Source organism: Pseudomonas sp. PS01270 (assembly GCF_029959775.1).
Lineage (GTDB): Bacteria > Pseudomonadota > Gammaproteobacteria > Pseudomonadales > Pseudomonadaceae > Aquipseudomonas > Aquipseudomonas atacamensis.
On record NZ_JASCPT010000106.1, the window covers coordinates 1 to 18406 of the forward strand.

The window sequence follows — 18406 nt, forward strand, 5'->3', positions numbered from 1 at the left end:
ACGCGGGCACTGGGGGAGCGAGCCTGCTCGCGAAAGCGTCGTCTCGTTCGAGATCAGTTTCGGCAGTCACACCGCCTTCGCGAGCAGGCTCGCTCCCACGGGAGATTTGCGGCGGCTGGATTACGGGGTGATGCCGTAAAGCTCGCAATACTCGATCCAGCCCATCCCCGCCATTTCCGCCACTTCCCGATGCACTTCCAGCCGTTGCGCCTGATATTCCTCGGGCGAAGCAGCGGTCAACTGCAACGTCAGCTCCCAGGCGAACAACCTCTGTCTCTCCGCTTCTTCCTCAAACGCCTCATGCAAGCGTTCTTCGCGATACTGCGCCTGGGTTTCGCCCTTGGCCTGAGCCAGCAGCGGGTTGAGATGGTCGAGGGTTTCACGTAGTTCGGGTCGCGCATCGAGAAACAGTTTCAAAGCCTGTTCATGTCGCTGGTCGCTAGGCGCCATGTAATTTCCTTGTGTGACTGATGACCATAGGGTGCCGCACCTGCTTGCGCATGTCGCGCATAAAAACAGTAAAGCAGAACGATTTGCCGCGTCGCAGTGCTACAGTCCGCTTTTTTCTCGATGAGCAAATGCAATGCGAATGCTGATGGTAGTGCTGGCGGCGGCCCTGTTGGCCGGGTGCGCCGGTTCGGTGATGAACGATGCTCGCAGCAAGAGCCCGGACAAGGTCCTGGCCTCGGACAAGCCGGAGAAAGACGTCGCCCGGTGCGTGCAATTCGCCTGGCAGGACGAAGCCGTGTTTGGCGTCGACGCGGCGGCCTATCTGGAACCGCGCGAGTCCGGCGGCACTACGGTTTATACGCGTTCGGCAGAGTCGTTTGTCGATGTGATTACCGAAGCCTCGGGTACGACTTTGAATTACTACGCACAGAAGAGTGATTTTGTCGCGATGCGGCGGATGGCGGCGATGGCGACCTGCCTGTGATTATGGGGTGAAGCGGTTGACGCTTTCGCGAGCAGACTCGCTCCCACATTGGAATGCATCACAACTGTGTGGAGCGAATCTGCTCGCGAAGACGGCGGCACATTCAGTCGATCAGGCGCTTCTGAAAGTAGTGCCGCTTGTGCCCCGGTGGGTAGTCAACGATTTCCCCAAACTGGCTGAAACCGAGCTTCCTGTAGAACTCCGGCGCCTGAAAATCGAAGGTGTCGAGCCAGAGGCCGTAGCAATTTTTTTCCCTGGCCAAGGCTTCCGCCTGAGCCATCAATTTCGAGCCGATACCCTGTCCGCGACCTTGTTCCGGCACTGACAGCAGTTCGATGAACATCCAGCGAAAAATCATTCGCCCATACAGGCCGCCCAATATCGCGCCATTTTCGTCTTTGACCATCAAGGCGAACGGCTCGGATTTCGAACCGCCGGTTTGAGCATCGTTGTACTCGATCAGCGGCTGCAGAATGGCCTGACGCTGTTCCTCGGTAGGACTGTCCGTCAACTCGATACGCAAATTCATGCATGACTTCCTTGTGTAATTGAACGCCCAGCCTAACCCGTCCGGGCAAACGCCTCCAAGCCCTTCGATCGAACAAGCGGAACCGTCAAACCAGCGTTGCGGTCTAGGCTTTTATCGCGTCTTTCCCTGAGCGCGATTGATGAGGAAATCCCGTGAATATTTTTGAAGCCCTGCGCGAAAGCCACGAGCGCCAGCGCACTTACGCCAAGGCTTTGATCGCGACCAGCGGCGACAGCCCTGAGCGGGTCGAGGCCTACAAGCAGCTCAAAGCAGAACTGCAAGCGCATGAAACCGCTGAAGAGCGGCACTTCTACATTCCGTTGATGGAAATCGACGAAGGCGTGGACCTGAGCCGCCACGCCATCGCCGAACACCACGAAATGGACGAGATGATGGAAGAGCTCGACGAGACCGAAATGTCCAGTCCGGCCTGGCTGGCCACGGCCAAAAAGCTTTCCGACAAGGTTCATCACCACCTCGAGGAAGAAGAGCACAAATTCTTCCAGATGGCCGGCAAGCTGCTCGACGATAAACAGAAAAGCCAACTCGCCGGGCAGTACGAAAAGGAGTATCAGGCGCAACTGTCTGAATGACCAAAGGCGACTCGGCGTGTAGGTGTTCAGCTACACGTTGAGTGCGATGCGTCGTCGAGCACTGGTTATGCATCCAGTGTTTCCTGGCTTTTTACGTCTTGCACACTGGGACTGTGACAAAAGCGCCGATGGACAAAAAATTCACCTCCGTTAGCTTGAAGGCCTCTCCTCGGGAAGGAGAGTTCTGAAATCAACGGAGTGAAGACGATGAATCAGGCAATCCCACAAACCCAACTCAAACACGGTCGTGTCATCTCGCCAGCGAGTCGCGGCGCAGTGGCCATCGACCTCGGCTTGCTAGGTGCCTGGCAAGTCAATGAAATGGAAGGTGGCAAGAACTTTCCGGCCGTAGACGCCGGACCTTTCCCGCAACCTTTCGAGACCGACTCGGACAGCGTCGCGCCGCCGGCCGATGGCTACATTCTCAGCGGCGGCAAGACCGATGCCCGCGATTGCGTCAATTACACCGCCGACGAGATGAGCAAGAAGCTCGGTCGTTCCTTCAGCTGGCCGCTGCTCAACGTCGATCCGGGGCAGACTCTTGAGGTCAGCTGGGCGTACACCGCGCCGCACACCACCCGTGGTTATCGCTGGCTGATCACCAAAGACGGCTGGGATCCACAGCAACGCATCAGCCGTGCACAGCTGGAAACCCAGCCGTTCTTCGAAGACTTCTACCCGCAAGTGCCGTATTACAGCCATGCTGATGAATTGAAGGCCAAGGTCGATCATCAAGTGAAGCTGCCTGCGAACAAGCAGGGTCATCACGTCATTGTGCTGATGTGGATCGTCGCCAACACCGGCAACGCCTTCTACCAGGCCTTCGACGTCGACTTTCAGTAACCGCGCAGGCTGAACGAGCCCGGTAGCGCTGCCGGGCTTTTTTTGTCGGCGCAATTGTCCGACCATGGCAGTCCCCCATGAAGACAGGATCAGACGCGATGTCCAACACAGCCGAACGGGTCAACATCGTCGACACTCAGGTGTTGTCCCACGACTGGTATCTGCTGAAGAAAATCACTTTCGACTACCACCGCAACAACGGTGAATGGCAGCGCCAGACCCGGGAGGTCTACGACCGGGGCAACGGCGCGGCGATTCTGCTGTTCAACCGCGAAAAGCGCACGGTGGTGCTGACCCGCCAGTTTCGTTTGCCGGTGTTCGTCAACGGCCACGATGGATTGTTGATCGAGGTGGCCGCCGGGTTGCTGGAAGGTGCCGCGCCCGAGCAACGCATTCGTGACGAAGCCGAGGAGGAAACCGGTTACCGCGTGCACGACGTGAAAAAAGTATTCGAGGCGTACATGAGCCCCGGTTCGGTGACGGAGAAACTGCACTTCTTTATCGCTGAATACGACGCCGCGTCCAAAGTCAGCGACGGTGGCGGCCTGGAAGAGGAAACCGAAGAGCTGGAAGTGCTCGAATGGGGCTTCGATGAGGCACTGGCAGCGTTTCAACGCGGCGAGATCTGCGATGCCAAGACCATCATGCTGTTGCAGTACGCGGCGATGAACAACCTCTTCGTTTGATGCGGGCAGGAGCTGCCAACGGCTGCGATGGCTCAGCATACTGGCTGAACGGGGAGGCGCAATACGCAAAGCCGGCCATACTGCTTGTTGCTCCTGAAGCGTGGCCCTGCGTTTTGCGCAGTCCCCAAAAACAAAAAGAGATCGACTCATGAAGTACGAACCTTTGGCCAGATCGCTCATTGCGGCCTCTCTGGCGCTCAGCTGTCTCATGGCTCACGCGGCATCGGTGGCGCCGGTGGCGGCGGAAAACGGCATGGTGGTCACTGCGCAACATCTGGCGACCCATGTCGGCGTCGACGTTTTGAAAAACGGCGGCAATGCCGTGGATGCGGCAGTGGCCGTGGGCTATGCGCTGGCGGTGGTCTACCCGGCTGCGGGCAACCTTGGCGGCGGCGGGTTCATGACCATTCAACTGGCGGACGGGCGCAAGACCTTTCTCGATTTCCGCGAAAAAGCGCCGCTGGCAGCGACCGCCAACATGTATCTGGACAAGGACGGTAACGTCATCCCGGAACTGAGCACCCGCGGGCACTTGGCGGTCGGCGTGCCGGGTACGGTGTCTGGCATGGAACTGGCGCTGAGCAAATACGGCACCAAACAGCGCAAGGAGATGATTGCCCCGGCGATCAAACTGGCCGAAGACGGTTTCGAATTGCAGCAGGGCGATGTCGAGCTGCTCGAATACGCGACGGATGTGTTCAAGAAGGACATGCGCGATTCCGGCTCGATCTTCCTCAGCAACGGCGAGCCGATGCAGGTCGGGCAGAAACTGGTGCAAAAGGATCTGGCGAAAACCCTGCGGACAATCTCCGACAAGGGCGCCGACGGCTTCTACAAAGGCTGGGTCGCCGATGCAATCGTCACCTCCAGTCAGGCCAACAAAGGCATCATCAGCCAGGCCGACCTGGACAAATACAAGACTCGCGAACTGGCCCCGGTTGAGTGCGATTATCGCGGCTATCACGTGGTCTCGGCGCCACCGCCAAGCTCCGGCGGGGTGGTGATCTGCCAGATCATGAACATTCTCGAAGGCTATCCGATGAAGGACCTGGGCTTCCATTCCGCTCAGGGCATGCACTACCAGATCGAAGCGATGCGCCACGCATACGTTGATCGCAACAGCTACCTCGGCGATCCGGATTTCGTGAAGAATCCGATCGAGCACCTGCTGGACAAGAATTACGCGACCAAACTGCGCAACGCCATCCAGCCGCAGAAGGCCGGCGTGTCGGCTGAGCTCAAGCCCGGTGTAGCGCCGCATGAAGGCAGCAACACCACGCACTATTCGATCGTCGACAAGTGGGGCAATGCCGTCTCGGTCACCTACACCCTCAACGACTGGTTCGGCGCGGGCGTCATGGCGAGCAAGACCGGGGTGATTCTCAACGATGAAATGGACGACTTCACTTCCAAGGTCGGCGTGCCGAACATGTACGGGCTGGTCCAGGGGGAGGCCAATGCCATCGCACCGGGCAAGGCGCCGCTGTCGTCGATGAGTCCGACCATCGTCACCAAGGATGGCAAAGTGGTGATGGTGGTCGGCACGCCGGGTGGTAGCCGGATCATCACCGCGACCTTGCTGACCATGCTCAACGTCATCGATTACGGCATGGGCCTGCAGGAAGCGGTCGACGCGCCGCGCTTCCATCAGCAGTGGATGCCGGAGGAAACCAACCTCGAAGACTTCGCCGCCAGCCCGGATACGAAAAAAATCCTGGAAAGCTGGGGCCACAAGTTTGCCGGCCCGCAGGATGCCAACCACATCGCCGCGATTCTGGTCGGCGCGCCGTCACTGGACGGCAAACCGGTTGGCAAGAATCGCTTCTACGGCGCCAACGATCCACGGCGCAATACCGGCTTGTCTTTGGGTTACTGAGCGGAGTAAAAAGGGGCGGGCTCAGGTCCGCCCCATTCTCAAGGATTGATCAAGGAAGGCTCGACATGACCACCGCATTACTGATCATCGACGTCCAGCAGGCACTGTGTGCTGGTGAATATCAGTGCTTTGAAATCGACCGCGTGATCGCCACGATCAATGATCTGAGCCAACGCGCCCGCGACGCTGGCGTTCCGGTGGTTTTGATTCAGCACGAAGAAAAGGACGGCTCATTTGTTCGCGGTGCTGAGGGTTGGCAACTGGCGAAAAACCTTCTGACTTCTACGAAAGACCTGCGCGTAGACAAAACCACCGGGGACTCTTTCTACCAGACCGATCTCGGCAAGCTGCTGCCCAGCGAGGACTTCGAACGCCTGATCATCTGCGGCCTGCAAACCGATTACTGCGTCAACGCCACGGTGCGCAGCGCGCATTCACTGGGTTACGACATCGTCGTCGCGCGGGATGCGCATTCGACGGTCGATAACGGCAACATGAGCGCCGAGGACATCATTGCCGAACACAACAAGGACTTCGCCGCCCTGACCAGTTCCGTGGCACGAATCGACGTCAAACCGGCAGCCCAAATCACCTTCTGAACTCCCACAGGGGTGAGCAGACTCAACGACAACGGCGATTTACGGCAGCAGCACTGGCATACTCCCGCCGCCCGAAGAACGGAATCTGTCGATGTTCAGTATCTACCTGCGTCACGCCGTGGCGCTGACCTCTCTTGTCCTTGCCTGCACCGCTCACGCCAGCAGTTTCGATTGCACCAGTGCCACTAGCAAAACCGAAAAAGCGATCTGCAGCGATCCCTACCTCTCGAGCCTCGACGACAAACTCGCCGAGCAATGGCGGACCACGCTGGGCAAAGTTGCCGATCCCAAAATGCTGAAAACCGACCAGCGTCAGTGGCTGAAAAACCGCAACGCCTGCGGTGCCCTGAGCGCGTGTCTGCGGCGCGAATACCTGATGCGCCTCACTGAGCTCGAAAACGTGGTTCAGCCCTTCAGTTGGGATGCCACCTGGCAACTGATTCCGCCCGGCACCTCGACCTCGGCGACCCTTGTCACCCAACGTCGTAATGCCACGCATATCGCCATCGATATTTCGGCAGGCGAGGGCGCCAATTCCGGAGACTTGACTGGCGTTGCCATACTCAAGGATGGAACAGCCGTGTACGCCGAGGACGCCTGCAAACTCGCCTTCACGCCCATCAATGGCGTACTGAACGTAGTACAAACCGGTGCGGATTCCGACTGCGGCGGTGGCATGGGCGTGTATTACGCCGGTCGGTATGTCGCCTCCGAACAACCGCTGAAGCTGGATTACGATCTGCTCAGCCTGGGTCTGGCTCGCACGCCCGCAGAAGATCAGGTACTGCGTTCGCTGCTCAAGACCGACTACCAAAAACTGGTAGAGACCTCCGGTTCCTTGCAGGTCGGCGAAGACTCAAAAGATGTGCCCGATGCTCAGGTTGTAGAAATGTGGATGCGCGGTCTCGGCGGCATCGGCATTCTGATGAGTGCCGCCGACGCACAGATCTGGCTGATCTTCAAAAGCTACGATGACCAGGGCCACGAACATCTGCGGTACTACACCAACGTGGCGAAGTGGAAGAAGCGGCTGCCCGATGTGCTGCAGGGCTGGTATGACCGCATGCAAGAAAGTCAGTCGTCTCTGGTTCTGGAAATGATGCCCTGAGCCACAACTCCATCCGCCTCACGCAATAACCGCTCGATCTGCGCCAGTTCCCATGTGCTGAGCAGACTCACCGGGTCCGTGCCATAACGCTGCCAAGTGTCCAGCGTCGCTTCATCCCCGGCGCAGTTGCGCGCGTATTCACAGTGATGCAAGTGTCCCTCGGCGAAGTCCAACAGCAGATGCCAGCCGTCGATATCAACGGCAATCAGCCCGGTCTGGGACATTGCCTCGCAGACTTCGAACCCAAGCACGCCCAGCGCAGCTTCGCGCAGGCGCTGACACACATCACGGGCGGACAAAAACGCTGACATGCTGCGACTCGATTCGATGGACAAGCCTGCAAGGATAAGGCCCGCGCCACCCCATGTCAGCGTTTCACTGGCCCGAGGCCGAACAATTCCGTAACATTCGCCTCCCTCTTTTTCGCGAAAACAGCAGCCGTGCCCAGCGGCCGCTCAGTCAGGTAAGCCATGAAACCGATTCGTCTGCGCGCCGATGTCCTCGCCGGACTCACCACCTCGTTCGCCCTGTTGCCCGAATGCATTGCTTTCGCGCTGGTCGCGCATCTCAATCCGCTGATGGGCTTGTACGGCGCGTTCATCATTTGCACGCTGACGGCGTTGTTTGGCGGCCGACCGGGCATGGTTTCCGGTGCGGCGGGTTCGATGGCGGTGGTGATCGTCGCGCTGGTGGTGCAACACGGCGTGCAATATCTGCTGGCAACGGTACTGCTCGGCGGTCTGATCATGATGGCGTTCGGGCTGCTGCGCCTGGGCAAACTAGTGCGCATGGTGCCGCATCCGGTGATGCTCGGTTTCGTCAACGGCCTGGCGATCATCATTGCCCTGGCGCAACTGGAGCACTTCAAAAGCGGCGAGCACTGGCTCAGCGGTACGCCGTTGTACCTGATGACCGGGCTGGTGCTGCTGACCATGGCCATCGTTTACATCCTGCCGCGCCTGACCAAAGCGGTGCCGCCGGCCCTCGTGGCGATCCTGGGTGTCGGCCTGCTGGTCTACCTGTTCGGGCTGCCGACCCGCACCCTCGGCGACATGGCGCACATTGCCGGCGGTCTGCCGACTTTCGCCATGCCGGACATTCCGTGGAGCCTGGAAACGCTGCGCATCATCGCCCCATACGCAATCCTGATGGCGATGGTCGGCCTGCTGGAAACCCTGCTGACGCTGAACCTGACCGACGAAATCACCGAGACCCGTGGCTATCCGGATCGCGAGTGCGTAGCGCTCGGCGCGGCGAACATGGTGTCCGGGGCGTTCGGTGGCATGGGCGGTTGCGCGATGATCGGGCAGACCGTGATCAATCTCAGCTCCGGCGGGCGCGGGCGCTTGTCCGGCGTGGTTGCCGGTGTGCTGATTCTTTTGTTCATTCTGTTTCTGTCACCGCTGATCGAGCGTATTCCGCTCGCCGCGCTGGTCGGGGTGATGTTCGTGGTGTCGCAGCAGACTTTCGCCTGGGCGTCGTTGCGGGTGATCAACAAGGTGCCGCTGCACGATGTGCTGGTAATCATCGCGGTGACCACCATCACCGTGTTCACCGATCTGGCCACGGCCGTGCTATGCGGGATCATCATCGCCGCGCTCAACTTCGCCTGGCAGCAGGCGCGCGAACTGTATGCCGATGAACATCTGGAGGCCGACGGCAGCAAGCTCTATCGCCTGCACGGCACGCTGTTCTTTGCCTCGACCACGCCGTTTCTCAATCAGTTCGACCCGGCCAACGACCCGGCCAGAGTGACGCTCGACTGCCGACACCTGAGCTTTGTCGATTACTCGGCGATCGCCGCATTGAAAACCCTGCGTGAACGCTACGCCAAGGCTGGCAAGCATCTACAGGTGTTTCATCTGTCGGAACGCTGCAAGAAATTACTCAAGCGCGCCGGCGTCGATCACGACTGACGCCGCTGGTTTTGCGTCCTTGAGCCAGGTCTTGCCGAGAATCCGCGAGACCTGTTCGGCGGAGTAGGGCTTGGCGAGAAATTCGAAACCTTCGTACCCGCTGCGCGCCAGTTCTTCGCTGTAGCCGGAGGTCAGAATCACCGGCAGATCCGGGCGGCGCTGGCGCAGTTCCTTGGCCAACGCGACACCGGTGATGCCCGGCATGACTACGTCGGAAAACACCGCATCGAACGCGCTGGCATCGCTGCCCGCCAACTGCAGGGCTTCTTCAGCGTTGGTTGCCCATGCGGTTTCATAGCCCAGATCCTGGAGGATCTGGTTGGCGAAACGGCCGACATCGAGATTGTCTTCGACCACCAGCACCCGGCGTTTTTCGCAGGCCGGCTGCACCTCGCCATCGTCCTCTGCCTCGTCCATTTCTGCCTCGATCGCCGGCACTTGCGGCAAATACAAGGTGAATTCGGTGCCTTGACCAAGGACGCTGGAAACATCGACGTTGCCGCCCGATTGCTTGGCGAAGCCGAACACCTGCGACAGCCCCAGCCCCGTGCCTTTGCCGACAGCCTTGGTGGTAAAGAACGGCTCGAAGATGTGTTCGAGGGTGTGTGCGTCGATGCCGGCACCGGTGTCGGCCAGGGCAATCGACACGAAATGGCTGCTGGACCCAGCGTGGCCGCGAATCGGCGGCAGCGCTTTATGGCACTCCAGGCGCAATTTCAGCTCACCCTGACCATTCATGGCGTCGCGAGCGTTCAGGGCGATGTTGATCAACGCGGTTTCAAACTGACTGAGATCGACGCGGATGTAGCAGGGGTGATCCGGGCGCTCGACGCAGACGTGAATCTGCGCGCCGGTGACCGATTCGAGCATTTCGCCAATATTGGCCAGCCGTTCGCCGGCATCGACCACCTGCGGATTGAGCGGCTGACGGCGAGCGAAGGCGAGCAACTGGCTGGTCAGCTTGGAAGCGCGCTCGACGGTGTCGGACACCGCGCGCATGTAGCGCTGGCGGCGTTCTTCCGGCAGGTTGGGCTGGCGCAGAAAGTCCACCGACGACCGAATGATCGTCAGCAGATTATTGAAGTCGTGGGCGACGCCGCCGGTTAGTTGGCCGATGGCTTCGAGCTTCTGCGACTGGCGCAACGCCGACTCGGCCTGGGCCAGACGCAGGCTGCGTTCCTCGACCCGTTGTTCCAGCGTGGCATTGAGTTCAGCCAGTGCAAGCAGGCCCTCGCGCACGTTGGCATCGGCGCGCACCCGTTCGATGTGCGCCCAGCAACGTTCGGTGACTTCGCTGAGCAGCGCCTGTTCGAAGCTCGACCAGACACGCGGCACTTTGTCGTGAATGGCCATTAACGCGGTAAGGCGACCTTGCTTGATCAGCGGCACGCAAATGGTGGCGGTGATGCCTATGCCCTGAAAGGTCGCTGATTCTTCCGGCGGCAATTCGCTGCGGTTGTCGTGGATCACCAAAGGTTGACCCGCGCGCAGAAGACGTACTGCTTTCTCGCCGAAATCGCGCAAACGGTAGTGGCCGACGATGCTCGGCGAACCCGGCGCTGCATAGTCGCCGCGAATGGTGAAGCCATCCTCGTCGGCATCCATGTCTGCGTAGGCGCAGTTGGACAATTGCAACTGCTCGACCATCAGCCGCGTGCTCGCCGCCAGGATTGCTTGCGCATCGGTGGCATTGGTCACCGCTTCGCCGATGGCGTCGAGGACGGCCAGGCGTTGGTTGAGATAAACGGTCTGGGTGGTCTCGGTGACCGTGTCGAGCATGCCGACGACATTGCCGTGGGAGTCACGAATCGGGCTGTAACAGAAAGTGAAGAACGCCTGCTCCGGACCGTTGCCGCGTTCGATCTTCAGGGCAAAGTTTTCGATGTAGGTGGCTTGGCCGGCATAGGCCGCCTCGGCTATCGGGCTGATCTCATGCCAGGCTTCTTTCCAGATGTCGCTGAAAGGACGTCCCAGCGCATGCGGCTTGTCGCCGAGAATCGGCACGAAGGCGTCGTTATAAAGGGTGATTAGTTGCGGACCCCAGACGATCGCCTGAGGGAAATGCGAGGCGAGACTGAGCGAGACAGTGGTCTTGAGTACATCGGGCCAGTTTTCCAACGGGCCGAGGGGCGAATTTGCCCAGTCGTGACGGCGGATCTGCCCGGCCATCTCGCCGTTGTCTTGCAACCAGTCTGTCATGGGGTTCGTGTCTTTCCGGGCATTTGTCTGAGAACAAAGACCTGCGCGCAGGGTGTTTGGTTTCAGCGCACCAGACACTGTTTGCGCTGCGAATTATTCTGACCTACATCATGGCAGCAAAAAACAGCGCTGGCGAAAAGAGCATCTTTTCGCCAGCGGATTTTTCTTCAGTTCGTGAGCGACTGCTCAGGCCTCGACGGCCGGGAAGTCAATGTCGGTCAGCGCCGTGTTGTTCAGGTAGTTGGTCAATGTCTGCACGGCCACCAGGGCAATCACTTCGATGATCTTGCGGTCATCGATACCGGCAGCGCGGGCAGCGGCCAATTGTTCATCGCTCAAGTGGCCACGGGTTTCGGTCAGTTGGCGGGCGAGGGCAGCGTAGGCATTCAGTTCGCCATGACGTGCCGCGACGATGTCCTGCGCCGACAGCCCGGCCTTGCCGGCAAACACCGTGTGTGCGGACAGGCAATAGTCGCAACCGTTGACCTGCGAAGTGGCGAGGTAGATGGCTTCTTTCTCTTTGCCGCTCAATGAGGTCTTGCCGAGGATGGCCGAGGCTTGCAGGTAAGTGTCGAATGCAACCGGCGCCTGGGCGAGGGTGGTGAAGACGTTGGGCAGGAAGCCGATTTTTTTCTTCACGCCTTCCAGTGCAGGACGGGTGGCATCGGTAGCGGTGTCGAGGCTGATTGCAGGGATGCGGCTCATGGTGATTCTCCGAAATTCCGCAGCGAAGTGCAGCGGCGATGGAGAGATCTTAGGGGCTGCCAATGGCGCCTTGGCGGCAAATCGTCGAGGATATGCGGCAGATCGTCCAGATATGCCTTCGGGAGTCAGCCATGGATCGCCTTTCCACATTACTTAGTCATTTCGGTGTGAACGCCGGCACCTTCCATAGCGGCGCGTTTTGCGGCGTGAGCGTTCACGAAGGCGAGCCGGTCGGGCACGTGCATGTTCTGCAAGCCGGGGCGTTGCTGCTCAAACCGGGCAACGAGCGGGAAATTCGTCTGGACGAACCGTCGCTGATTTTCTTTCCCCGGCCGTTTACCCATCGGATGTCTGCCGACGAAGCCATGGCCAGCCAGGTGGTGTGCGCCTCACTGACCTTCGACGGTGGCTCGGGCAATGCCCTGGCCGCCGCGTTACCGGACTATCTGGTGTTGAAACTCACCGATATCCCGGAATTGCGCAGCACCCTTGACTGGCTGTTCAACGAAGCTTTTGAAGGGCATTGCGGGCGCGTGGCGGTGATGGATCGCCTGTTTGAATTGCTGGTGATTCTGCTGCTGCGCCATCTCATCGGCAGTCGTGATCAGCAACCGGGCATGATGGCCGGACTGGCTGATCCGCGCGTGTCTCGCGCCTTGAACCTGATCCATGAGCAGCCGCACAAGCCTTGGAGTGTCGCTGATCTCGCTGCGGCGGCGAACCAGTCCCGCGCCGGTTTTGCCGAGCAGTTTCGCCGGGTGGTCGGGCAGACACCGGCCGATTACCTGTTGAGCTGGCGCGTCAGCCTCGCGCAGAAACGCCTGCGCGAGGGTCGGCCGATTGCACTGATTGCCGAGGAGGTTGGATACGAAAGTCCGTCGGCGCTGGCCCGGGCCTTTCGGCGCAAGACCGGTCTCAGCCCACGACAATGGAAAGCCGAACACTGAACATTACCTGGCGAATTTCTTCGCTCCGGCCACGCAAAGAATCACCCCCAGCGTGACGCCGAGCATGCCGACACTGACCTGCTCATGCAGCAACGTCGCCGCCAGTGCCAGACCAAAAAACGGCTGCAGCAACTGCAACTGCCCGACCGCTGCGATTCCGCCCTGGGCCAGACCGCGATACCAGAACACGAAGCCGATCAGCATGCTGAACAGCGACACGTAGCCCAGGCACATCCACGCAGGCAAGCTGATGTCGGCGAACGAGCCGGGCGCCAGCCACAGGCTCAGCACTGCCATCAGCGGTAACGACAACACCAGCGCCCAGCAGATCACCTGCCAGCCGCCGAGGCTGCGCGACAGTTTCGCGCCTTCGGCGTAACCGAGGCCGCAGGCCAGGATCGCCGCGAGCATCAGCAGATCGCCGGTGGGCGAGGCGCTCAAGCCTTGGGACAGGGCAAAGCCCACCACCAATGCGCTGCCCAGCACCGAAAAGATCCAGAACACCGGCCGTGGCCGCTCACCGCCACGCAAGACACCAAACATCGCCGTGGCCAGCGGCAGCAATCCTACAAACACGATCGAATGCGCTGACGTTACGTGCTGCAATGCAAACGCGGTCAGCAGCGGAAAACCCAACACCACGCCAAGCGCCACAATCACCAGCGACAGCCACTGATGACGCGACGGTCGCGGTTGCTTGAACAACAGCAGAAGTCCGACGGCCAGTGCGCCGGCAATCGCTGCTCGCACCACGGTCAGAAACACCGGATTGAATTCCAGCACCGCCAAACGTGTGGCCGGCAGCGAACCGCTGAAAATCAGCACGCCGATAAAACCGTTGATCCAGCCACTGGTTTTTTCCAGTGCCGGGTTGGCCGCAGTCGATGTTGTGTGCATGTCGGTCGCGCTCAAAAAGTGGCTTGTGTCGCCGTGATCCTAGAGCTGAGAATCAGCACAATCAAAAAATTGTCATGGATACAGCCGACATGCCGCGTTCCCGTTACAAGACCCTGGTTGACCGCTATGCGGCAGACATTCGTGGAGGACGATTGGCGCCGGGCACGCGACTGCCAACGCATCGGCAGCTGGCGAGCCAGGAAGGACTGGCGCTGGTTACCGCTTCCCGTGTCTATGCCGAGCTTGAGGCGATGGGCCTGGTCAGTGGCGAAGCCGGGCGCGGCACGTTTGTCCGGGAAACGTCGCTGGCGCCGGGGCAGGGCATCGATCAGAAAGACGTGGCGGTCGGCATGATCGACCTGAATTTCAACTATCCCTCGTTGCCAGGTCAGGCTGAACTGTTGCGCACGGCGTTGCGGCAACTGGCGTTGTCCGGCGATCTCGAAGCACTGCTGCGTTATCAACCCCACGCCGGACGTGCCCACGAACGCGCCTCGGTCGCGCGACATTTGTCGACACGCGGCGTGACCGTTGAAGCCGACCAGGTGCTGATCGTCAATGGCGCTCAGCAAGGTTTGGCGGTGACGCTGATGGCCCTGCTCAAACCCGGCGATGTGATCGCCGCCGATGCGCTGACCTATTCGGGATTCAAGGTGCTGGCCGACGCGCTGCATCTGGAAGTGCTGGCGATCCCGATGACGGAGCACGGCCCGGATTTGCCGGCACTGGACAGACTCTGCCGCCAGCGTGCAGTGCGCGCCGTATACAGCATGCCGACGCTGCATAACCCGCTGGGCTGGGTCATGCCACTGGAACAGCGCGAGCAATTGGTGGCGATTGCCCGACGGCACGATCTGACAATCATTGAAGACGCTGCCTACGCGTTTCTGGTCGAAAACCCGCCATGTCCGTTGATTGAACTGGCACCGGAACGGACGTTTTACGTATCGGGCCTGTCGAAAAACATCGCCACCGGTTTGCGGGTCGGCTTCATTGCCGCGCCGCTTCCTCAAGTGTCCGCACTGGAGCGAATCATTCGCGCGACGACATGGAACACGCCCGGGGTGATGACCGCCATTGCGTGCGGTTGGCTCGACGACGGCACCGTCACCGTGCTTGAGACGCAGAAACGTCGTGATGCGATGGCGCGACAGGCCTTGGCCGCCGAGGTGCTCAAAGGGCTGCGCTACATTGCTCATCCGGCTTCGTATTTTCTGTGGCTGCCGTTGCCCGAAGATGTGCGTGCCGATCAGATCGTGGTCGAGTTGATGCAGCAGCAGATTTCGGTCACCAGCGCCGAGCCGTTTTCGCTGTCGGCCCATACGCCCCATGCGATTCGTCTGGCGCTCGGCTCGGTGGACATGCACGTGTTGCGTCAGGCGTTGATCACCGTCAGAACGATTGTCGGCGCTTATCTGTAAACTGCGCCCACGCCATGCAAAGCGAGGTTTGGACTGTTCAATGAAATTCACCACAACACTGCTTCTCGCCTTGATCTTCAGCGCCAGCGCACAGGCTGAGGGCGATCCTGAAGCCGGCGCGAAAATCTTCCCGCGCCTGTGCGGCGGTTGCCATCAGGTTGGCGAGTCGGCTCGTTCGGGGTTTGGTCCGCAGTTGAACGGCATCATTGGCCGGGCTGCGGGGACTTCGGCCAATTATGTTTATTCCGATGCGATGAAGAACTCGGGGATTACCTGGGATCGGGCGACGTTGAAGGCTTATCTCGAGGATCCGAAAGGGGTGGTGCCGGGGACGCGGATGATTTTCTGGGGGCTGAGTGATGAGGAGAAGTTGAATAATTTGTTGGCTTATCTGCAGAAGTTCAGTGCTGAGCCCTAGTGGGCGATGGTTTCCTGGCTGATTGAGTACATATCCATTGCTGCGGTAACGGCTGCTTAGGGTTCCGCCCTTACGGCGGGGCACCTTTTTTGCTTTTCTGTGGGAGCGAGCCTGCTCGCGAAAGCGGTTCTCCAGCCGACCCATATTTCCGCATTTACCCAATCCCTGTGGAAGCTGGCTTGCCAGCGATGGGGTCGGTGAGCCGGCCTGTCTCTGGTTGATATCCGCCGGTGTCAGTGGGCATGAAACGCAACCTGATTGCGCCCCGCAGCTTTCGCCTGATACAGCTGCTGATCGGCGCGTTTGATCAGGGCCGTGTGGTTGTTGTCTGCCGGATCTGCCAGGCCAAGGCCAATACTCACCGTGACGTTGCCGACGCCCGGAAACTGCGCTTCGGCGACTGCCGTGCGAATCTTTTCGGCGACGACTTCCGGGGTGTCAGGTTGCGCGACTTCCGGCAGCAGTACGGCGAACTCTTCGCCGCCGTAGCGGGCGACGAAATCGGTGCTGCGTACGCTGTTCTGGATCAAGGTCGCCAGTTGTTGCAGGACCTCATCACCGACCGCGTGGCCATGGCTGTCATTGATGCGTTTGAAGTGGTCGGCATCGATCAGCAGCAGGGCAAAAGGGCGCCCGGTGCGTCGGGACAGTAGCGAATACTCAGTGATTTTTTCGTCAAAACGACGGCGGTTATAAACGCCGGTCAGGCCGTCGTGAGTGGCCAGGCTCAGCAGCTCGGCGTTGGCCTCGGTGAGTGCGGCGGTGCGTTGCGCCACGGTGGCTTCCAGCGAGGCGTTGGCTTCTTGCAGTTCGCGTTCCTTGCCGAGCAGTGACTGCGTCATTGCGTCGATGGACTGGCCGAGCTGGGCGATTTCCAGCACCGGATGCTGGAGCTGAAACTGCGCGCCGGCCTGGTTGTTTTGCACTTGTTTGGCCGAGCGTGCCAGTTGTTCGATCGGCCGGCTCAGGTACAGCGCCAGGTAATAAGCCACCAGACCGAAAACGATGGCGGCGAAAACGCCGAGGATCAGCAATTCGTATTGCAGCATCCGCGCCGGTTGCAGCGCAGTCTCCAATGGCTGGCGAATGGCGATCGACCATGATAGCGCCGTGCCCGATGGCGTCGGCACGGTGACCATGCTGGTCAGGTAACCGTTGGCCGCCGTCCAGCCCGACAATACCGGATCGTTGGTCGCCAGCTGCTGGCCCATCAGCGCTTCGGGGTAGAGCACCTTGCCGTCGTGATCGACAATCAGCGCCTGGATATCCGGCGCCGAGTTCTTGTGGGAAAACGCTGCCGACTCGACGATGCGCGTTACCCAACTCCAGTGTGCATGTGCGCCCAGCACTCCAATCACCTGTCCTTCGGCATTGTGGATTGGCGCGGCGAAATCGATGAAGCGCAGCGGCTCGCCATTGGGCAGGCCCGGCAACAACTTGGCCAGCAACACTGCTTCGTGGGGATCGCCGGTGTATTGCCGGCGCAAGCCGATCTGGAACCACGGGCGTTTCTGCACCGATTGACCGACCAGCAGATCATTGACCGCCTGGCGGACGTTGCCCTCGGCGTCGGTGACGCCCATCCACGCATATTCGGCGCGCGCCTGGGTGCGCAACTGCATCGACTTGAGGATGGCTGGGTTGTCCAGATCTCCGCGCTCCAGATGCGGTGCGCGACTGAGCAGATAGACCTCCAGTTGCCGCTCGCGCAGTTGCTCACCCAACAACGTCGCCGCCGAGCGCGCCGTGTTCAGCAACGCGTTGCCGCTGGCCTGTTTCATTTGTTCGGTGGCGATATGACCGACATAAAAGCCGACGCTCAATAACGTCAGCAGGGACAAACCGCCGAACCACAGGGTGAGATGGCTACGCAGACTGGCTTTGAACATGGAGGCGGGTGTCTGTCTTTATTGAAGTGGCGCCATGGTATGCGACATCGCCGACGGCGGGCCAGCGAACGGGTTCAAGTAAATACAAAGAAGATTGATGCCAATGAGCCATCATTTTGTTTAGAATGCGCGCCGCCCGAGAGACGGATCCCGGGCGTTTCCCCATGGAGTTTTACTGTGAAATACCTCAGCAAAGTAGTCGCCGCCGCACTGTTCGGTGTGGTTCTGGCAGGTTGCACCGGCGCCCCGATGAAAACCGCCCATTACGACAGCAACCAATACACCGTGGTTGGCCACAGCGAAGCATCGGCCACCGGCCTGCTGCTGTTTGGCATCATCCCTATCCGCCAGAACAGCCGATTTGTGCGCGCACAAAACGCGGCCATCCAAGCCAAGGGCGGCGATGCAATGATCAACACGCAGGTTCAGGAAAACTGGTTCTGGGCCTGGGTTCTGACCGGCTACACCACCACCATCTCCGGTGACGTGGTCAAGCTGAAAACCGCGCAATAAGCGACGGCTGAATGCAAAAAAGCCCGGCTGATCAGGCCGGGCTTTTTCATGGGTGTTGCGGTCATGCAGTAGATTCATGCAACGCGGCGTTCGATCAGACGATCCGAACCACCTTCGGCAACGCGGCGCTCGATCAGACGATCCGAACCACCTTCAGCAACGCGGCGTTCGATCAGACGATCCGAACCACCTTCGGCAACGCGGCGTTCGATCAGACGATCCGAACCACCTTCGGCAACGCGGCGCTCGATCAGACGATCCGAACCACCTTCAGCAACGCGGCGCTCGATCAGACGATCAGAGCCACCTTCAGCAACGCGGCGCTCGATCAGA

19 protein-coding genes and 1 pseudogene are annotated in these 18406 nt (G+C 60.0%); 12 read left to right on the forward strand and 8 right to left on the reverse strand.

From position 1 onward, the window contains the following. Positions 1–120: 120 nt before the first annotated feature. Positions 121–450: a DUF6388 family protein gene (locus QMX86_RS22095; RefSeq protein ID WP_073471290.1), complete on the reverse strand. Its 330-nt coding sequence runs from the start codon at positions 448–450 to the stop codon at positions 121–123. A gap of 133 nt (positions 451–583) precedes the next feature. Between QMX86_RS22095 and QMX86_RS22100 the strand changes: the two genes are divergently transcribed. Next, a complete protein-coding gene (locus QMX86_RS22100) occupies positions 584–934 on the forward strand; it encodes a hypothetical protein (protein ID WP_110645504.1) in 351 nt (116 codons plus the stop codon). Between the two features lie 103 nt (positions 935–1037). On the opposite strand, the gene QMX86_RS22105 is transcribed toward QMX86_RS22100, so the two are convergent. Further along, a complete protein-coding gene (locus QMX86_RS22105; RefSeq protein WP_073471289.1) occupies positions 1038–1463 on the reverse strand; it encodes a GNAT family N-acetyltransferase in 426 nt (141 codons plus the stop codon). Positions 1464–1615: 152 nt separating this feature from the next. On the opposite strand from QMX86_RS22105, the gene QMX86_RS22110 reads away from it, so the two are divergent. The 6 genes from QMX86_RS22110 (at position 1616) to QMX86_RS22135 (ending at position 7168) form a co-directional block, all read left to right on the forward strand. Next, positions 1616–2056, forward strand: a complete 441-nt coding sequence (locus QMX86_RS22110) for a hemerythrin domain-containing protein (RefSeq protein WP_024013399.1) — start codon at positions 1616–1618, stop codon at positions 2054–2056. Between the two features lie 207 nt (positions 2057–2263). Continuing rightward, complete coding sequence (locus QMX86_RS22115) at positions 2264–2899, forward strand: lytic polysaccharide monooxygenase auxiliary activity family 9 protein (RefSeq protein ID WP_073471288.1); 636 nt, start codon at positions 2264–2266, stop codon at positions 2897–2899. A gap of 98 nt (positions 2900–2997) precedes the next feature. Then, complete coding sequence (locus QMX86_RS22120; RefSeq protein ID WP_073471287.1) at positions 2998–3585, forward strand: NUDIX domain-containing protein; 588 nt, start codon at positions 2998–3000, stop codon at positions 3583–3585. Positions 3586–3733: 148 nt separating this feature from the next. Continuing rightward, positions 3734–5461, forward strand: coding sequence for a gamma-glutamyltransferase (ggt, locus tag QMX86_RS22125; protein ID WP_073471286.1), 1728 nt, complete (start codon positions 3734–3736; stop codon positions 5459–5461). Between the two features lie 65 nt (positions 5462–5526). Beyond that, positions 5527–6060 (forward strand): cysteine hydrolase family protein, encoded by a 534-nt coding sequence (locus tag QMX86_RS22130; protein WP_151551826.1) that lies wholly within the window; start codon positions 5527–5529, stop codon positions 6058–6060. A 91-nt stretch (positions 6061–6151) separates the two neighbouring features. Continuing rightward, entirely contained in the window at positions 6152–7168 is a 1017-nt protein-coding gene (locus tag QMX86_RS22135; RefSeq protein WP_282385653.1) for a lysozyme inhibitor LprI family protein, read from the forward strand. Here the strand turns inward: QMX86_RS22135 and QMX86_RS22140 are convergent. Further along, positions 7135–7479, reverse strand: a complete 345-nt coding sequence (locus QMX86_RS22140) for a hypothetical protein (RefSeq protein ID WP_282385654.1) — start codon at positions 7477–7479, stop codon at positions 7135–7137. The genes QMX86_RS22135 and QMX86_RS22140 overlap by 34 nt on opposite strands. 159 nt (positions 7480–7638) lie before the next feature. On the opposite strand from QMX86_RS22140, the gene QMX86_RS22145 reads away from it, so the two are divergent. Next, complete coding sequence (locus QMX86_RS22145; protein WP_039762277.1) at positions 7639–9084, forward strand: SulP family inorganic anion transporter; 1446 nt, start codon at positions 7639–7641, stop codon at positions 9082–9084. Here QMX86_RS22145 and QMX86_RS22150 read toward each other — a convergent pair. After that, the gene (locus tag QMX86_RS22150) at positions 9052–11283 is read right to left on the reverse strand and encodes a response regulator (protein WP_282385656.1); all 2232 of its coding nucleotides are present in this window, start codon (positions 11281–11283) and stop codon (positions 9052–9054) included. The two genes, QMX86_RS22145 and QMX86_RS22150, sit on opposite strands and share 33 nt — an antisense overlap. Before the next feature lie 186 nt (positions 11284–11469). After that, the gene (locus tag QMX86_RS22155; RefSeq protein ID WP_071172875.1) at positions 11470–11988 is read right to left on the reverse strand and encodes a carboxymuconolactone decarboxylase family protein; all 519 of its coding nucleotides are present in this window, start codon (positions 11986–11988) and stop codon (positions 11470–11472) included. A 131-nt stretch (positions 11989–12119) separates the two neighbouring features. On the opposite strand from QMX86_RS22155, the gene QMX86_RS22160 reads away from it, so the two are divergent. Then, positions 12120–12935: an AraC family transcriptional regulator gene (locus QMX86_RS22160; RefSeq protein WP_071172874.1), complete on the forward strand. Its 816-nt coding sequence runs from the start codon at positions 12120–12122 to the stop codon at positions 12933–12935. Positions 12936–12938: 3 nt separating this feature from the next. Here the strand turns inward: QMX86_RS22160 and QMX86_RS22165 are convergent, their stop codons facing one another. Next, positions 12939–13832, reverse strand: coding sequence for a DMT family transporter (locus QMX86_RS22165; protein WP_282385659.1), 894 nt, complete (start codon positions 13830–13832; stop codon positions 12939–12941). 89 nt (positions 13833–13921) lie between these two features. Here QMX86_RS22165 and QMX86_RS22170 point away from each other — a divergent pair, with 89 nt between their 5' ends. Together QMX86_RS22170 and QMX86_RS22175 are read left to right on the forward strand one after the other, a co-directional pair. Beyond that, the gene (locus tag QMX86_RS22170; RefSeq protein ID WP_282385661.1) at positions 13922–15253 is read left to right on the forward strand and encodes a PLP-dependent aminotransferase family protein; all 1332 of its coding nucleotides are present in this window, start codon (positions 13922–13924) and stop codon (positions 15251–15253) included. Between the two features lie 40 nt (positions 15254–15293). Further along, complete coding sequence (locus QMX86_RS22175; RefSeq protein ID WP_282385663.1) at positions 15294–15671, forward strand: cytochrome c family protein; 378 nt, start codon at positions 15294–15296, stop codon at positions 15669–15671. A gap of 233 nt (positions 15672–15904) precedes the next feature. Here QMX86_RS22175 and QMX86_RS22180 read toward each other — a convergent pair whose 3' ends face one another. Next, positions 15905–17560 (reverse strand): diguanylate cyclase, encoded by a 1656-nt coding sequence (locus QMX86_RS22180; protein WP_282385665.1) that lies wholly within the window; start codon positions 17558–17560, stop codon positions 15905–15907. A 177-nt stretch (positions 17561–17737) separates the two neighbouring features. Here QMX86_RS22180 and QMX86_RS22185 point away from each other — a divergent pair, with 177 nt between their 5' ends. Beyond that, on the forward strand, positions 17738–18073 hold the full coding sequence (locus QMX86_RS22185; protein ID WP_024013386.1) for a hypothetical protein: 336 nt from the start codon (positions 17738–17740) through the stop codon (positions 18071–18073). A 74-nt stretch (positions 18074–18147) separates the two neighbouring features. On the opposite strand, the pseudogene QMX86_RS22190 reads toward QMX86_RS22185, so the two are convergent. Continuing rightward, a pseudogene (locus QMX86_RS22190) lies at positions 18148–18406 on the reverse strand (phage infection protein); the annotation flags it as partial.

Coding starts and splice junctions, on each gene's coding strand:
- QMX86_RS22115 (WP_073471288.1), top strand. CDS start 2,264: ATGAATCAGGCAATCCCACAAACCCAACTCAAACACGGTCGTGTCATC.
- QMX86_RS22150 (WP_282385656.1), bottom strand. CDS start 11,283: ATGACAGACTGGTTGCAAGACAACGGCGAGATGGCCGGGCAGATCCGC.
- QMX86_RS22175 (WP_282385663.1), top strand. CDS start 15,294: ATGAAATTCACCACAACACTGCTTCTCGCCTTGATCTTCAGCGCCAGC.
- ggt (WP_073471286.1), top strand. CDS start 3,734: ATGAAGTACGAACCTTTGGCCAGATCGCTCATTGCGGCCTCTCTGGCG.
- QMX86_RS22130 (WP_151551826.1), top strand. CDS start 5,527: ATGACCACCGCATTACTGATCATCGACGTCCAGCAGGCACTGTGTGCT.
- QMX86_RS22160 (WP_071172874.1), top strand. CDS start 12,120: ATGGATCGCCTTTCCACATTACTTAGTCATTTCGGTGTGAACGCCGGC.
- QMX86_RS22155 (WP_071172875.1), bottom strand. CDS start 11,988: ATGAGCCGCATCCCTGCAATCAGCCTCGACACCGCTACCGATGCCACC.
- QMX86_RS22140 (WP_282385654.1), bottom strand. CDS start 7,479: ATGTCAGCGTTTTTGTCCGCCCGTGATGTGTGTCAGCGCCTGCGCGAA.
- QMX86_RS22135 (WP_282385653.1), top strand. CDS start 6,152: ATGTTCAGTATCTACCTGCGTCACGCCGTGGCGCTGACCTCTCTTGTC.
- QMX86_RS22120 (WP_073471287.1), top strand. CDS start 2,998: ATGTCCAACACAGCCGAACGGGTCAACATCGTCGACACTCAGGTGTTG.
- QMX86_RS22170 (WP_282385661.1), top strand. CDS start 13,922: ATGCCGCGTTCCCGTTACAAGACCCTGGTTGACCGCTATGCGGCAGAC.
- QMX86_RS22100 (WP_110645504.1), top strand. CDS start 584: ATGCGAATGCTGATGGTAGTGCTGGCGGCGGCCCTGTTGGCCGGGTGC.
- QMX86_RS22095 (WP_073471290.1), bottom strand. CDS start 450: ATGGCGCCTAGCGACCAGCGACATGAACAGGCTTTGAAACTGTTTCTC.
- QMX86_RS22180 (WP_282385665.1), bottom strand. CDS start 17,560: ATGTTCAAAGCCAGTCTGCGTAGCCATCTCACCCTGTGGTTCGGCGGT.
- QMX86_RS22145 (WP_039762277.1), top strand. CDS start 7,639: ATGAAACCGATTCGTCTGCGCGCCGATGTCCTCGCCGGACTCACCACC.
- QMX86_RS22165 (WP_282385659.1), bottom strand. CDS start 13,832: ATGCACACAACATCGACTGCGGCCAACCCGGCACTGGAAAAAACCAGT.
- QMX86_RS22105 (WP_073471289.1), bottom strand. CDS start 1,463: ATGAATTTGCGTATCGAGTTGACGGACAGTCCTACCGAGGAACAGCGT.